The sequence below is a fragment of the Piezobacter thermophilus genome (assembly GCF_055386745.1).
The window spans coordinates 1,261,957-1,275,452 of the sequence record NZ_AP042380.1 but is presented as its reverse complement, the minus strand read 5'-3'; the positions used below and the strand labels follow the sequence as shown (position 1 = coordinate 1,275,452).

The following is a 13,496-nucleotide window of genomic DNA, read 5'->3' as shown; positions in this document are numbered from 1 at the left end:
TCTTGGTCTTCTCTCGCGTATGTTTTTCGTTCACTTCCAACGGTTTGCCGGGAAATCCGGGCCGTCACCCCTTCGCCGCCAGCTCCTTCGCCTGGGCGATCCAGCCTTCGCGCTCGATCCGGCCCTTGAAGGAAAGCCGCTCATCGACCCAGGCCACCTCTTCCGGCGTCCAGGCGGCGATCTGATCGAAGTGGAACACGCCCAGCTCGTGCAGCAGCGCCTCCAGCTTGGGCCCCACGCCCTTGAGCTTCTTCAGATCGTCCGGCTTGCCGTCGCGCGGAGCGGCAAGGGTTTCGGGCTGCTTTTCCGCAACCTCCGGCGCCTCTTTCGCCGCCTGCCGTCCGGCGGGCGCCGCCGAGGTTTTCGCGCTGGCTTCCGCGCCCCCCTCGCGCCCCTTCAGCCAGGGGGTCAGGATCGGAACCTCGGTGCCGTCGATCCGCTTGACCGTATCGCCAAGGGTGGTGGCCAGTTCCACCGAGGCGTTGACCTTCTGGCTGCCGGCACCGCCCTCGGTCAGCACCTTGGGGCCGCCCAAGGGCTCGGCCCCGAAGCGCCCGTTCTGCGGACCCGGCACCGGCACCTTTCCGGCGGCCAGCTCGTCGAGGATCTCGGCCAGGCGTTCGGCGGTGAGATCCTCGTAATAGTCCTTGCCGATCTGCGCCATCGGCGCGTTCGAGCAGGAGCCGAGGCATTCGACCTCTTCCCACGAGAACTTGCCATCCGCCGAAAGCATGTGCGGCCGCGGCGCGATCTTTTCGCGGCAGACCTCGATCAGCTCGCCCGAGCCGCAGATCATGCAGGTGGTGGTGCCGCAGATCTGGACATGGGCGACGCTGCCCACCGGCTGCAGCTGGAACATGAAGTAGAAGGTCGCCACCTCCAGCGCCCGGATATGGGCCATGCCCAGCATGTCGGCCACATATTCGATGGCCGGGCGGGTCAGCCAGCCCTCCTGCTCCTGCGCGCGCCACAGAAGCGGGATGATGGCGCTGGCCTGGCGTCCTTCGGGGTATTTGGTGATCTGCGCCTTCGCCCATTCCAGATTGGCGGGCGTGAAGGCAAAGCTTTCGGGTTGCTCGTGGTGAAGGCGGCGGAGCATCAGACAGCCTCTCCTGAAAGGGTCAGGGCCGCAAGCGCGATGCCCAGGGCACCCAGCGCCAGCAGGCCGGTGATCGTGTGCTTGAAGTGCGGCAGGCCGCGGCGCCTGTAGACCCAGCCGTCATGCAGCCCCAGATAGGCGCAGACGGCGAAGTAATAGGCCGCAACCCGGATATCGGCGAGGATGAGTACCCCCACCGTCAGCAGGAACATGACGACATAGCGCCCGGCCATCACCTGCGGCAGCAGGTCGAGGCGATGGGTCGCGCGTTCCATCGCGGTCTGCGGGTCGCGCACGAAGATATACGCGTACCAGCCGGTGATGAGCACCGTCACCACGATGGTGAGATATGACAGCGTGGCCAGCATCGGTCAGCGGTCGATCTCTCCGAACACCACGTCCAGAGAGCCGATCACCGCCGAGCAATCCGCCAGCATGTGACCATGCATGAGCGGGTCCATCGCCTGAAGATGGGCGAAACCCGGCGCCCGGATCTTGGCGCGATAGGGGCGGTTGGTGCCGTCGGCCACCAGATAGACCCCGAATTCGCCCTTGGGCGCCTCGACCGCGGCATAGACCTGGCCTTCGGGCACGCGGAAGCCCTCGGTATACAGCTTGAAGTGGTGGATCAGCGCCTCCATCGAGGTCTTCATCTCGGCCCGTTTCGGCGGCGCCAGCTTGCCGCGGGCCAGCACGTCGCCCTCGGCCCTGCGCAGCTTGTCGATGGCCTGGCGCATGATCGAGATCGACTGGCGCATCTCCTCCATCCGCACCAGGTAGCGGTCGTAGCAGTCGCCGCGGGTGCCGACGGGGATCTGGAAGTCGAACTCGTCATAGCATTCATAGGGCTGCGCCCGGCGCAGATCCCAGGCCAGCCCCGAGCCGCGCACCATCACCCCGGAGAAGCCGTATTTCTGGATCGTCTCCTCGTCCACCACGCCGATATCGACATTGCGCTGCTTGAAGATCCGGTTCTCGGTCAGCAGCCCGTCGATGTCGTCGAGCACGGCCGGGAAGGTTTCGGTCCAGGCCTCGATGTCGTCGATCAGATCGGGGGGCAGATCCTGGTGCACGCCGCCGGGGCGGAAATAGTTGGCATGCAGGCGCGCCCCGCAGGCGCGCTCGTAGAAGATCATCAGCTTCTCGCGTTCCTCGAAGCCCCACAGCGGCGGGGTCAGCGCGCCCACATCCATGGCCTGGGTGGTGACGTTCAGCAGATGGTTGAGGATGCGGCCGATCTCGGAATAGAGCACCCGGATCAACTGCGCCCGCCGCGGCACCTCGACCCGGCACAGCTTTTCGATCGCCAGGCACCAGGCGTGCTCCTGGTTCATCGGCGCCACATAATCGAGCCGGTCGAAATAGGGCGTGTTCTGCAGATAGGTGCGGCTTTCCATCAGCTTCTCGGTGCCGCGGTGCAGCAGGCCGATATGCGGATCGCAGCGCTCGACCACCTCGCCGTCAAGTTCGAGCACCAGCCGCAGCACGCCATGCGCCGCCGGGTGCTGGGGGCCGAAGTTGATGTTGAAGTTGCGGATCTTCTGCTCGCCGGCGAGCTCGTCTCCGAATTTCGAACCGTCCATCACGAATTGCCCCCGTCAAGACCGTCCTTGAAGGCCACCACCCACAGCAGGATCAGCGCGCCCAGCGGAATGACCGCGATCAGCGCCACCCAGGACGGGATCCCGTGACGCGGAAGGATCTTCCAGAAGGGAATGACGACGAGCGCTGCAAAGATCAGCAGCCAGATCAGGCCGCCGCCGCCCATGCCGAATCCAACATACATCATGTGCCCGGTCCTTCCTTCTCATCGCCCGCCTTCTCGTCACCCGGCAGGATGTATTTTGCACCCTCCCAGGGACTCATGAAATCGAACTGGCGATATTCCTGCGTCAGCTTCACCGGCTCGTAGACCACGCGCTTGACCGCCTCGTCATAGCGTACCTCCGTGTAGCCGGTGGTGGGGAAATCCTTGCGCAGCGGATGGCCGCGGAAGCCGTAATCGGTCAGGATCCGGCGCAGGTCCGGGTGCCCGGAGAACATGATGCCGAACATGTCGAAGACTTCGCGTTCGAACCAGTTGGCGCCGGGATGCACCTCGGTGATCGAAGGCACCATCTCGTCCTCGCGCACCGAAAGGCGCAGGCGGATGCGGTGGTTGAGATACATCGACAGCAGATGATAGACCACGTCGAACCGCTTGGGCCGGTCCGGCCAGTCCACCGCCGTCAGGTCGATCAGGGTCGAGAAGCGGCATTTGGGATCCGCCTTCAGAAACTCGACGAAGGCGACGATGTTCGACGGCGCCACATCCACGTTCAGCTCGCCATGGGCCACTTCCCAGGAGAGCACGCAATCGGGGCGCTGTTCGGCGATGAATGCGCCCAGTTCCTTCAGTGCCTCGCTCATCTTACGATCGTCCCCGTCCGGCGGATTTTCCGTTGCAACTGCAGCAGGCCGTAAAGCAGCGCCTCGGCCGTGGGCGGGCAGCCGGGCACGTAGATGTCCACCGGCACGATCCGGTCGCAGCCGCGCACCACCGAATAGCTGTAGTGATAATAGCCGCCGCCATTGGCGCAGCTGCCCATGGACAGCACATAGCGCGGCTCGGGCATCTGGTCGTAGACCTTGCGCAGCGCCGGCGCCATCTTGTTGGTCAGCGTGCCGGCCACGATCATCAGATCCGACTGGCGCGGGCTTGCGCGCGGGGCGATGCCGAAGCGTTCGGCGTCATAGCGCGGCATCGAGGTGTGCATCATCTCCACCGCGCAGCAGGCCAGGCCGAAGGTCATCCAGTGCAGGCTGCCGGTGCGGGCCCAGTTGATGATGTCTTCGGTCGAGGTCAGCAGGAAACCCTTGTCCTGCAGCTCGGCATTCAGCGCCCGCGTCGCGGCCTCCTTGTCGGCCTGTGCGGCGTTGGCTGAGGTGCTCACTCCCATTCCAGCGCCCCCTTCTTCCACTCGTAGGCGAAGCCGATCGTCAGAACGGCCAGAAACACCATCATCGACCAGAACGCCGCATCCGAGAGATCGGCAAAGCCGGTCGCCCAGGGAAACAGCATGGCGATTTCCAGATCGAAGATGATGAACAGGATCGACACGAGGTAGAACCGCACGTCGAATTTCATCCGCGCGTCGTCGAAGGCATTGAAGCCGCATTCATAGGCGCTCACCTTCTCGGGGTCCGGGTTGCGGACCGCGAGGACAACGGCGGCAAGGATGAGGACGATACCAAGGCCGGTTGCGACGACCAGAAACACCAGGATCGGGAGGTATTCCCGCAACAGCTCTTCCACGAGTGGCTCCTTTCCCGCGCCGGCGCGGGCGCGACGTGACTCGCCGTGACTTGGCGTGTTGACCTGCGCCTCTCTACTCCCGCGCCACATAGGCGTCAACCGAAGCAGGGGCGATTCGGGCGACAGAATCGCCGCAGTGCGGCACGAGATTAACATTCGCAATTTTCAATATGTTTTTTCCCTCCCCGCCGCTGCGCGGGCAGGAAATCGCCCGGCCGGGGCAATGGCGCGCATGACCGGATTCAGGCCATGCGGCCGGCACCGGAGCAAGACCGGGGGGCGAGACCGGGGCGGGACGGATGCGATCAGACGCAAAATGCCGGGGCATTCGCAGTTTTTTCCATTCGCTGCCACTGCGCGGAGAGGCAGCCGCCCGGTTTGCGGCGTCACGCCCCGCGCGCCCATGCGGGCTTGCGTCGCTCGAAGAAGGCGGCGATTCCCTCGGCGGCCTCTTCCCCTTCCCAGCGCTCCACCAGCGCACCGATGGTCATGTCGATGACCGCATCGTCGATGCGCGGCCCCAGCGCCCGGGCCAGCCGCTTGGCCGAGGCCACCGCCCCCGGCGCGCAGGAGAGATAGGGCGCCACCTCGGCCTCGACCGCCTCGGCAAGCGCCCCGGCCGGCACCGCCCGGGCCAGAAGACCCAGATCGACCGCCTCGGCGGCGTCGAAGGCGCGCCCCGACATGAACACCCGCCGCGCCCGCGCCTCGCCCATGCGGGCGATGACATAGGGACCGATGGTGGCCGGGATCAGGCCCAGCCGGGTCTCGGTCAGGGCCATCTTCAGATGGTCGGCGCCGATGGTCACGTCGCAGACGGCGGCCAGCCCCACCCCGCCCCCGAAGGCATTGCCCTGAAGCGCCCCGATCAATGGTTTCGGCAGGGTGTTGAGCGCCTCCAGAGCCTCGGCCAGCTTGCGCGCCTCGCGAAAGCGGGCCTGCGCGTCGGCGGCCATCTGGTCCTTCATCCAGCCCAGATCGCCGCCGGCGCAGAAGGTCTTGCCGGCGCCGGTCAGAACCACCACGCGCACCGCATCATCGGCCGCCAGCCGGGCCGCCGCCTGCGCCAGCTCCTCGATCATCCGGCCCGACATGGCGTTGTGCTTGTCGGGGCGGTTCAGCATCAGCGTCGCCACCCCGCGATCATCGGTGGAAATGGAAATCGTCTCGAACATCGGCCCGTCCCTTCCCTCTATCGTCTCTCAGCCGCCGCGCATCGCCCGCGCCATCGCCGCGGCTTCTTCCACAACCGCCATGTCCAGCCCGGTCTCGAAGCCCAGCCGTTCCAGATGCGCGGCCGCCGCCTCGGTCGCCACGTTGCCGGCCGCCCCCGGCGCATAGGGACAGCCGCCAAGGCCGCCCACCGCCGCATCGAAGACCCGCACGCCCATCTCCAGGGCGGCGTCGATATTGTCCAGCGCCCGCCCCGCGGTGTCGTGGAAATGCCCGGCCAGAGCCCTCACCGGCACCACCTCGGACACCGCCTTCAGCATCCGCGCCACCGCCTCGGGCGTGCCCCGCCCGATGGTGTCGCCAAGGCTGATCTCGTAACAGCCCAGCGCAAACAGCTGCCCGGCCACCCGGGCCACCTGTCCCGGCGGCGTGGGGCCGTCATAGGGGCAGTCCGTCACGCAGGAGACATAGCCCCGCACCGGCAGGCCGGCGTCGCGGGCGGCCTCCAGGACGGGGCGGAAGCGTTCGATGCTTTCGGCGATCGAGGCGTTGATGTTGGCGCGCGAAAAGCCCTCGCTGGCGGCGGCGAAGACCGCAACCTCGTCGGCACCGGCGGCGCGCGCATCCTCGAAGCCGCGCATGTTCGGCACCAGCGCCGCATAGCGCACCCCCGGCGCCCGCCGGATGCCCGCCAGCACCTCGGCCGAGCCGGCCATCTGCGGCACCCATTTCGGGCTGACGAAGCTGGCGCATTCGATGCGGGCAAAACCTGCCCGGCTCAGGCAGTCCACCAGCGCGATCTTCTCGGCCACGGGAATTTCCCGCCGCTCGTTCTGAAGCCCGTCGCGGGAGCCTACCTCGAAGATCTCGACCCGTTCGCGCATTCTTCTCCCCTTCCCTGTCCCTTGGGCCGCCGCGCCCCGGCCCGGCCCGCGCCGCAGCAGCGGCGGGGCCGGCGATGGTCGGGCTCAGCCCTCGTCGTCCTCGAGCCGCACCAGGGGCGCGCCGGATTCGACCTGCGCGCCGGGGGCGACCAGCACCTCGGCCACGACGCCGTCGCGGGCGGCCTGGAGCGCATGTTCCATCTTCATCGCCTCCAGCACCGCCAGCCGGTCGCCCGCCTTTACCGCCTGGCCCGGCTCGGCCAGGACCGCCTTGACCAGCCCCGGCATCGGCGCCGCGATCACGTTGCCGCCCGCGCCTGCGCCGGCATCGCGCGCCAGCGGGTCGGCCACGGTGAAGACATGACCGCTGCCCCGGAACACGGTTATCTCGCGCCCCGCGCGCGCCACCCGGGCGTCGGATCTGGTGCCGTCCACCCACCACAGCCCGCCCTGCCGCTCGACCCGAAGCGGGGCCGCGCCATCCAGAGACACGTCGAAGCAGTCCGGGCCATGCACCACCACCCGGGCCGAGATGTCCTCGTCCAGATGGGTCAGGGAGACGTCCCAGCCGAGCGGCTCCCACAGGGTGAAGCCGCCATGCTCACCGGCGCCCTCGTCCAGCCCCAGCGCCGCCAGCGCCGCGATGGCGCGGGTGCCGGGGCAGGCCACCGGCACCGGCGCAAGGGCCGCGATGTTGCGTTCGATCAGGCCGGTATCGACATCGCCGCGGACGAAATCGGGCTGTGCGGCCAGCGCGGCAAGAAAGGCGACATTGGTCACCGTGCCGCCGATATCGGTGTGCTGCAAGGCGCGCTCCAGCCTTTGCCGCGCGGCGCCGCGGGTGGGGCCGTGCACCGTGATCTTGGCGATCATCGGGTCATACCAGGGGCTGATCGCATCGCCCTGCCGCACGCCGCTGTCGATGCGGGCGCCTTCGGGAAAGGCCAGGTGGGTCAGCGTGCCGGTCGCGGGCAGGAAGCCGGCGGCGGCGTCCTCGGCATAGATGCGGGCCTCGAAGGCGTGGCCGGAGATCGACAGATCCTCCTGCCGCGCGGGCAGGGGTTCACCGGCGGCCACCCGCAGCTGCCATTCCACCAGATCGACGCCGGTGATCCCCTCGGTCACCGGGTGTTCCACCTGCAGGCGGGTGTTCATCTCCATGAACCAGAACCGGTCCGGGCGCAGCCCGTCCGAGGCATCGACGATGAATTCCACCGTCCCCGCCCCGCGATAGCCGATGGCCTCGGCCGCGCGCACCGCCGCCTGCCCCATGGCGGCGCGCATCTCGTCGGTCATGCCCGGGGCGGGGGCTTCCTCGATCACCTTCTGGTGGCGGCGCTGGAGCGAGCAGTCGCGCTCGAACAGATGCACGGCGCGGGTGCCGTCGCCGAAGATCTGCACCTCGATATGGCGGGGTTTCTCAATGTATTTCTCGATCAGCACCGCGTCGTTGCCGAAGGCGGTGCGAGCCTCGGCGCGGGCGCTGTCGAGCGCGGCGGAGAAGTCCTGCGGGCGTTCGACCAGTCGCATCCCCTTGCCGCCGCCGCCCGCCACCGCCTTGATCAGCACCGGCCAGCCGATCGCATCGGCCGCGCCGGCGAGATGTTCGGGATCCTGGTTGTCGCCGTGATAGCCCGGCACCACCGGCACGCCGGCCTGCTCCATCAGCACCTTGGCCGCGTCCTTGAGCCCCATCGCCCGGATCGCATCCGCCGAGGGACCGATGAAGGTCAGCCCCGCGGCCGCGACCGCCTCGACGAAATCGGGGTTTTCCGAGAGGAAGCCGTAGCCGGGGTGGATGGCCTGCGCCCCGGTTTCGAGTGCGGCGGCGATGATCGCCTCGCCCCGCAGATAGCTGTCGGCGGGGGCCGGGCCGCCAATATGGACGGCCGCATCGGCCATGGCGACGTGTTTCGCGTTCGAATCGGCGTCCGAGAAGACGGCAACGCAACGGATGCCCAAGGCCTGGGCGGTCTGCATCACCCGGCAGGCGATTTCGCCTCGGTTGGCGATCAGGATCGTGTGGAACATGGGTCGGGTCCCTTTCGGTCGGCCGGGCCGGGGGCTGCCTGCCCCCGGACCCCCGGGGATATTTGAAGCCAGAAAAAGATTACATCCTGAACACGCCGTAGCGGGTTTCGGGGATGGGAGCGTTGAGGGCGGCCGAAAGGGAAAGGGCCAGCACCTCGCGGCTCTTGCGCGGGTCGATGATGCCGTCATCCCACAACCGCGCCGAGGCGTAGAGCGGGTGCGACTGGCGCTCGAAAAGCTCCAGCGTGGGGCGCTTGAATTCGGCCTCTTCCTCGGCCGACCAGGTGCCCCCCGCGCGTTCGATGGCGTCGCGTTTCACCGTGGCCAGCACCCCGGCCGCCTGTTCGCCGCCCATCACCGCGGTGCGCGAATTGGGCCATGTCCACAGGAAGCGGGGCGAATAGGCGCGCCCCGACATGCCGTAATTGCCCGCCCCGTTGGAGGCGCCGATGATCATGGTGATCTTGGGCACCGCCGTGCAGGCCACCGCCGTCACCATCTTTGCGCCGTGGCGGGCGATGCCTTCGTTCTCGGCCTTGCGGCCGACCATGAAGCCGGTGATGTTCTGCAGGAACACCAGCGGGATCTTCCGCTGCGAGCACAGCTCGACGAAATGGGCGCCCTTGGCGGCGCTTTCGGAGAACATCACCCCGTTGTTGGCGATGATCCCCACCGGCCAGCCGTCCACATGGGCAAAGCCGGTGACCAGGGTTTCGCCGAAGCGGGGCTTGAACTCGTCGAAGCGCGAGCCGTCCACCACCCGCGCGATGACCTCGCGCACGTCATAGGGGGTGCGAGTGTCGAAGGGCACCACGCCAAGGAGCTCTTCGGGATCATATGCGGGCGCTTCGGAGGATTGCCGGGTGACCGTGCGGGACCGGCTGCGGTTGAGGCTTTCCACCGCCCGGCGGGCCAGCGCCAGGGCGTGGGCGTCGTCCTCGGCCAGGTCGTCGGCCACGCCCGACAGGCGGGTGTGGACGTCGCCGCCGCCGAGGTCTTCGGCGCTGACCACCTCGCCGGTGGCGGCCTTCACCAGCGGCGGGCCGGCGAGGAAGATCGTTCCCTGTTCGCGCACGATGATGGCCACGTCCGACATGGCCGGCACATAGGCGCCGCCGGCGGTACACGACCCCATGACCACGGCGATCTGGGGAATGCCCCTGGCGCTCATGTTGGCCTGGTTGTAGAAGATGCGGCCGAAATGGTCGCGGTCGGGAAAGACCTCGTCCTGACGCGGCAGGTTGGCGCCGCCCGAATCGACCAGATAGATGCAGGGCAGGTTGCACTGTTCGGCGATTTCCTGGGCGCGCAGGTGCTTCTTCACCGTCATCGGGAAGTAAGAGCCACCCTTCACCGTGGCGTCGTTGCACACCACCATGACCTCCTGCCCGTGCACGCGACCGATGCCGGCGATGAGGCCGGCGGCAGGCGCGTCGCCGTCATACATGCCATGGGCCGCCGTGGCGCCGATCTCCAGAAAGGGCGAGCCGGGATCGAGCAGGTTCGCCACCCGCCGCCGCGGCAGCATCTTGCCCCGGGCCTCGTGCCGGGCGCGGGCCTTCTCGCCACCGCCCAGGCGCGCCGCGGCCGCCGCCGCGCGAACCTCCTCCAGCGCCTTCAGATGAGCCTCGCGATTGGCGCGGAAAGTTTCGGACGATGGGACCGCCCGCGATGTCAGCTTCATCCTTCTGCCTCCGTTTCGGCCGCCGCGCGGCGCTTGAGTTCCTTGCGGATCACCTTGCCCGTCACCGTCATGGGCAGGGCATCGACAAAGGTGATTTCCCTTGGGTAGGAATAGCTTGCAAGCCGATCCTTCACATATGCCTGAAGTTCCTCCGCCCCCACCTCGGCGCCGGGCTTGCGCACCACATAGGCCTTGACGATCTCGGTGCGCAGCGGATCGGGCTTGCCCACCACCCCGACCGTGGCCACCGCCGGATGGGTGAGCAGGCAGTCCTCGATCTCGGCCGGGCCGATGCGGTAGCCCGAGGAGGTGATGACATCGTCCTCACGGCCGATGAAGCGCAGGTAGTCGCCCTCGCGGATGCCGCGATCGCCGGTGAGCATCCAGTCGCCGCGGAACTTTTCCGCCGTGGCCTGCGGGTTGCGCCAGTATTCCAGCATCATCGAGGGCGAGCCGCGGCGGATGGCGATGTCGCCCTCGCCGTCCGTGGGGCGTCCCTCGGCGTCGATCACCTCGACCTCGTGGCCCGGCACCGGCTTGCCGATGCAGCCCGGCCGCGGCGGGAAATCGGCAGCGCAGGAGCTGACCACCATGTTGCACTCGGTCTGGCCGTAGAATTCGTTGATGGTCAGGCCGAAGGCGCGCCGGCCCCATTCCAGCATCTCCGCCCCCAGCGGCTCGCCCCCCGAGGCGACCGAGCGCAGGCCCGGAATCCGGGTGTCGGAGGCCTTCAGCATCCGCAGCGCCGTGGGCGGGAAAAACACGTTCCTGACAGTGCCTTCACGGATGATGTTCACGCACGCCTCGGGGCTGAACTTCGACATCCGCGCGGCGACCACCGGCACGCCCAGCGCCAGCCCCGGCATCAGGACGTCGAAAAGCCCGCCGATCCAGGCCCAGTCGGCTGGCGTCCACAGGCAGTCTCCGGGCCGGCCCAGGTGATCGTGGCTGATCGCCACGCCCGGCAGATGCCCGGCAAGTACCCGGTGGCCGTGCAGCGCGCCCTTGGGCTTGCCCGTGGTGCCCGAGGTGTAGATCAGCACGGCCGGATCCTCGGGGCCGGTATCGGCAAAGGGCAGTGGCGCGTCCCCCGCAAGCCGCTTGCAAGCGGCTTGCACAGGCGGTTGCGAAACCGCGTGCGGAAGGCGTTTCGAAACGCCTTCCCCGGCGGCGGCAGGATCCTGCTCCAGCGCCTCGGGCAGCACCAGCGGCACCGCCAGATCGCCCAGCAGCGCCGCGCCCTCCGCGTCGGTCAGCACCAGCCGCACGCCGGCATCCCCCAGCCGGCTGGCCAGCGCGTCATGCTTGAAGAGCTTGAACAGAGGCACCGAGATCGCGCCGATCTTCCAGATCGCCAGATGGGCGGCCGCGGTCCAGGGCGACTGCGACAGCAGCACCCCCACCCGGTCCCCCGGCGCCACCTCGCGCAGCAGGCGGCGGGCCAGCGCATCGGTCATGGCCGAAAGTTCGCCGAAGCGCACATCGCGTCGCACGTCTCCGGTCAGGTCGATGATGGCCAGCCGTTCGGGAGGCTGCGCAAGGCACTGCCGGGCCATGTTCAGCTGCTCCGGCAGGGCGATATCGAGGGCCGATGCCGGCATCGTCTATTCCCCCAGCCATGATCGCTGGAGATACAGCACCTGTTCGCCCGTCCGCCATGCCAGACAGGACAACAGCGCCGGACCGCCGCCCGAGCCGCCGCCCCACTGCGCCATCTCGTAGTCGCAGCTGGCATCGCGCCAGGCGATCCAGGCCCGCTGCGCCCGGCGCAACGCCTCGGCCAATGACGGAGCCGCGCTTCCGATTTCCGCCATCTCGGCGTCCAGCGCGCGTGCCTTGTCCATGTAGTATTGATAGGTCTGGTTCAGGTAGCGATCCCAGTCCTCGCGCTCGCGATCCCAGCAATACCCCATCCCGACAGTGGTCGAACCGTCGGGGGTGGCGTTCATGCAGGCCTCGGCCGACCGGCCGATACAGGCACGCCGCTCCGTGTCCGACGCCGCCCCAGCCAGGCAATCGGCGGTGGCCTGCGGCGAATAGCGCAGATCCTGGGCCGCGGCCGCAAATGCGGCCGAAACGGCGACGAGTACGGACAGGATCCGTTTCACGTCATCTTTCCCATCAGTTCGCGCCCGATCAGCATCCGGCGGATCTCCGAGGTGCCGGCGCCGATCTCCATCAGCTTGGCGTCGCGGAAGATGCGGGCGACCGGGTTGTCCGACAGATAGCCCGCGCCGCCGAAGGCCTGCACCGCCTGATGCGCCTGGGTCATCGCCGCCTCGGAGGCATAGAGCACGCAGGCCGCCGCGTCCTGGCGGGTCACGTCGCCCCGGTCGCAGGCGCGCGCCACCTCGTAGACATAGGCACGCGCCGAATTCATCGCCGTATACATGTCGGCGATCTTGCCCTGCATGAGCTGGAAATTCCCGATCGGCTGGCCGAACTGGCGGCGCTCGGCCATGTAGGGCATCACCTCGTCCATGCAGGCGGCCATGATGCCCAGCCCGATGCCCGACAGCACCACGCGCTCATAGTCAAGCCCGCTCATCAGAACGCGCACGCCGCGGTTTTCCTCGCCCAGGACGTTTTCGAACGGCACCTCCACATCCTCGAAGATCAGCTCGGCGGTGTTCGACCCGCGCATGCCCAGCTTGTCGAAATGAGGCGAGGTGGAAAACCCCTTCATCTGCTTCTCGATGATGAAGGCGGTGATGCCCTTCGCCCCGGCCTCGGGGTCGGTCTTGGCATAGACCACCAGCGTATCGGCGTCGGGGCCGTTGGTGATCCAGTACTTGCTGCCGTTGAGCAGGTAGTGGCCGTTGCGCTTCTCGGCGCGCAGCTTCATCGACACCACGTCCGAACCGGCCGACGCCTCGCTCATGGCCAGCGCGCCCACATGCTCGCCCGAGATCAGCCGCGGCAGATATCTGCGTTTCTGCTCTTCGGTGCCGTTGAGCCTGATCTGGTTCACGCACAGGTTGGAATGCGCCCCGTAAGAGAGCGATACGCTGGCCGAGGCGCGGGCGATTTCCTCGACCGCCACCACATGCGCCAGATAACCCATGCCTGCGCCGCCGTATTCCTCGGGCACGGTGATGCCCAGAAGGCCCAAATCGCCCATCTCGCGCCACAGCTCTTCGGGAAAGGTGTTGGAGCGGTCGATCTCGGCAGCCACGGGGCGGATCCGCTCCTGCGCCCAGCGATGCACCATGTCGCGCAGGGCCTCGATGTCCTCGCCCAGGTCGAACTTCATGGAATGATGGAACATGGCGCCGACTCTCCAGTTATTGAACAGTTGTTCATATAGCTACGGCATGTCATGCAGGCGAT

Annotated in this window: 14 protein-coding genes; all 14 read right to left on the bottom strand. The window is 67.7% G+C overall.

Features of this window, described 5'->3' with window-relative positions; all coding sequences use genetic code 11:
- Positions 1–64 precede the first annotated feature (64 nt).
- The gene (gene nuoE / locus ACZ5CM_RS06135; protein WP_464641863.1) at positions 65–1,099 is read right to left on the bottom strand and encodes an NADH-quinone oxidoreductase subunit NuoE; all 1,035 of its coding nucleotides are present in this window, start codon (positions 1,097–1,099) and stop codon (positions 65–67) included.
- Positions 1,099–1,467, bottom strand: a complete 369-nt coding sequence (locus ACZ5CM_RS06130; RefSeq protein ID WP_464641861.1) for a hypothetical protein — start codon at positions 1,465–1,467, stop codon at positions 1,099–1,101. Before ACZ5CM_RS06130 ends, nuoE begins: the two co-directional genes overlap by 1 nt.
- A gap of 3 nt (positions 1,468–1,470) precedes the next feature.
- Entirely contained in the window at positions 1,471–2,682 is a 1,212-nt protein-coding gene (locus tag ACZ5CM_RS06125; protein WP_464641860.1) for an NADH-quinone oxidoreductase subunit D, read from the bottom strand.
- Entirely contained in the window at positions 2,682–2,888 is a 207-nt protein-coding gene (locus ACZ5CM_RS06120; protein WP_464641858.1) for a hypothetical protein, read from the bottom strand. Before ACZ5CM_RS06120 ends, ACZ5CM_RS06125 begins: the two co-directional genes overlap by 1 nt.
- A complete protein-coding gene (locus tag ACZ5CM_RS06115; RefSeq protein ID WP_464641856.1) occupies positions 2,885–3,508 on the bottom strand; it encodes an NADH-quinone oxidoreductase subunit C in 624 nt (207 codons plus the stop codon). Before ACZ5CM_RS06115 ends, ACZ5CM_RS06120 begins: the two co-directional genes overlap by 4 nt.
- Complete coding sequence (locus ACZ5CM_RS06110) at positions 3,505–4,038, bottom strand: NuoB/complex I 20 kDa subunit family protein (protein WP_464641854.1); 534 nt, start codon at positions 4,036–4,038, stop codon at positions 3,505–3,507. Before ACZ5CM_RS06110 ends, ACZ5CM_RS06115 begins: the two co-directional genes overlap by 4 nt.
- Complete coding sequence (locus ACZ5CM_RS06105) at positions 4,029–4,394, bottom strand: NADH-quinone oxidoreductase subunit A (RefSeq protein ID WP_464641852.1); 366 nt, start codon at positions 4,392–4,394, stop codon at positions 4,029–4,031. The genes ACZ5CM_RS06110 and ACZ5CM_RS06105 overlap by 10 nt, the downstream gene beginning before the upstream one ends.
- Before the next feature lie 386 nt (positions 4,395–4,780).
- Positions 4,781–5,569: a crotonase/enoyl-CoA hydratase family protein gene (locus ACZ5CM_RS06100; RefSeq protein ID WP_464641851.1), complete on the bottom strand. Its 789-nt coding sequence runs from the start codon at positions 5,567–5,569 to the stop codon at positions 4,781–4,783.
- Positions 5,570–5,596: 27 nt separating this feature from the next.
- A complete protein-coding gene (locus ACZ5CM_RS06095; RefSeq protein ID WP_464641849.1) occupies positions 5,597–6,451 on the bottom strand; it encodes a hydroxymethylglutaryl-CoA lyase in 855 nt (284 codons plus the stop codon).
- Positions 6,452–6,535: 84 nt separating this feature from the next.
- Complete coding sequence (locus tag ACZ5CM_RS06090) at positions 6,536–8,482, bottom strand: acetyl/propionyl/methylcrotonyl-CoA carboxylase subunit alpha (protein ID WP_464641847.1); 1,947 nt, start codon at positions 8,480–8,482, stop codon at positions 6,536–6,538.
- 79 nt (positions 8,483–8,561) lie between these two features.
- A complete protein-coding gene (locus tag ACZ5CM_RS06085) occupies positions 8,562–10,166 on the bottom strand; it encodes a carboxyl transferase domain-containing protein (RefSeq protein ID WP_464641845.1) in 1,605 nt (534 codons plus the stop codon).
- A complete protein-coding gene (locus ACZ5CM_RS06080; RefSeq protein ID WP_464641843.1) occupies positions 10,163–11,767 on the bottom strand; it encodes an AMP-binding protein in 1,605 nt (534 codons plus the stop codon). The genes ACZ5CM_RS06085 and ACZ5CM_RS06080 overlap by 4 nt, the downstream gene beginning before the upstream one ends.
- A gap of 3 nt (positions 11,768–11,770) precedes the next feature.
- Positions 11,771–12,274, bottom strand: a complete 504-nt coding sequence (locus ACZ5CM_RS06075; protein WP_464641841.1) for a lysozyme inhibitor LprI family protein — start codon at positions 12,272–12,274, stop codon at positions 11,771–11,773.
- A complete protein-coding gene (locus ACZ5CM_RS06070; RefSeq protein ID WP_464641839.1) occupies positions 12,271–13,434 on the bottom strand; it encodes an isovaleryl-CoA dehydrogenase in 1,164 nt (387 codons plus the stop codon). The genes ACZ5CM_RS06075 and ACZ5CM_RS06070 overlap by 4 nt, the downstream gene beginning before the upstream one ends.
- Positions 13,435–13,496: the final 62 nt, after the last annotated feature.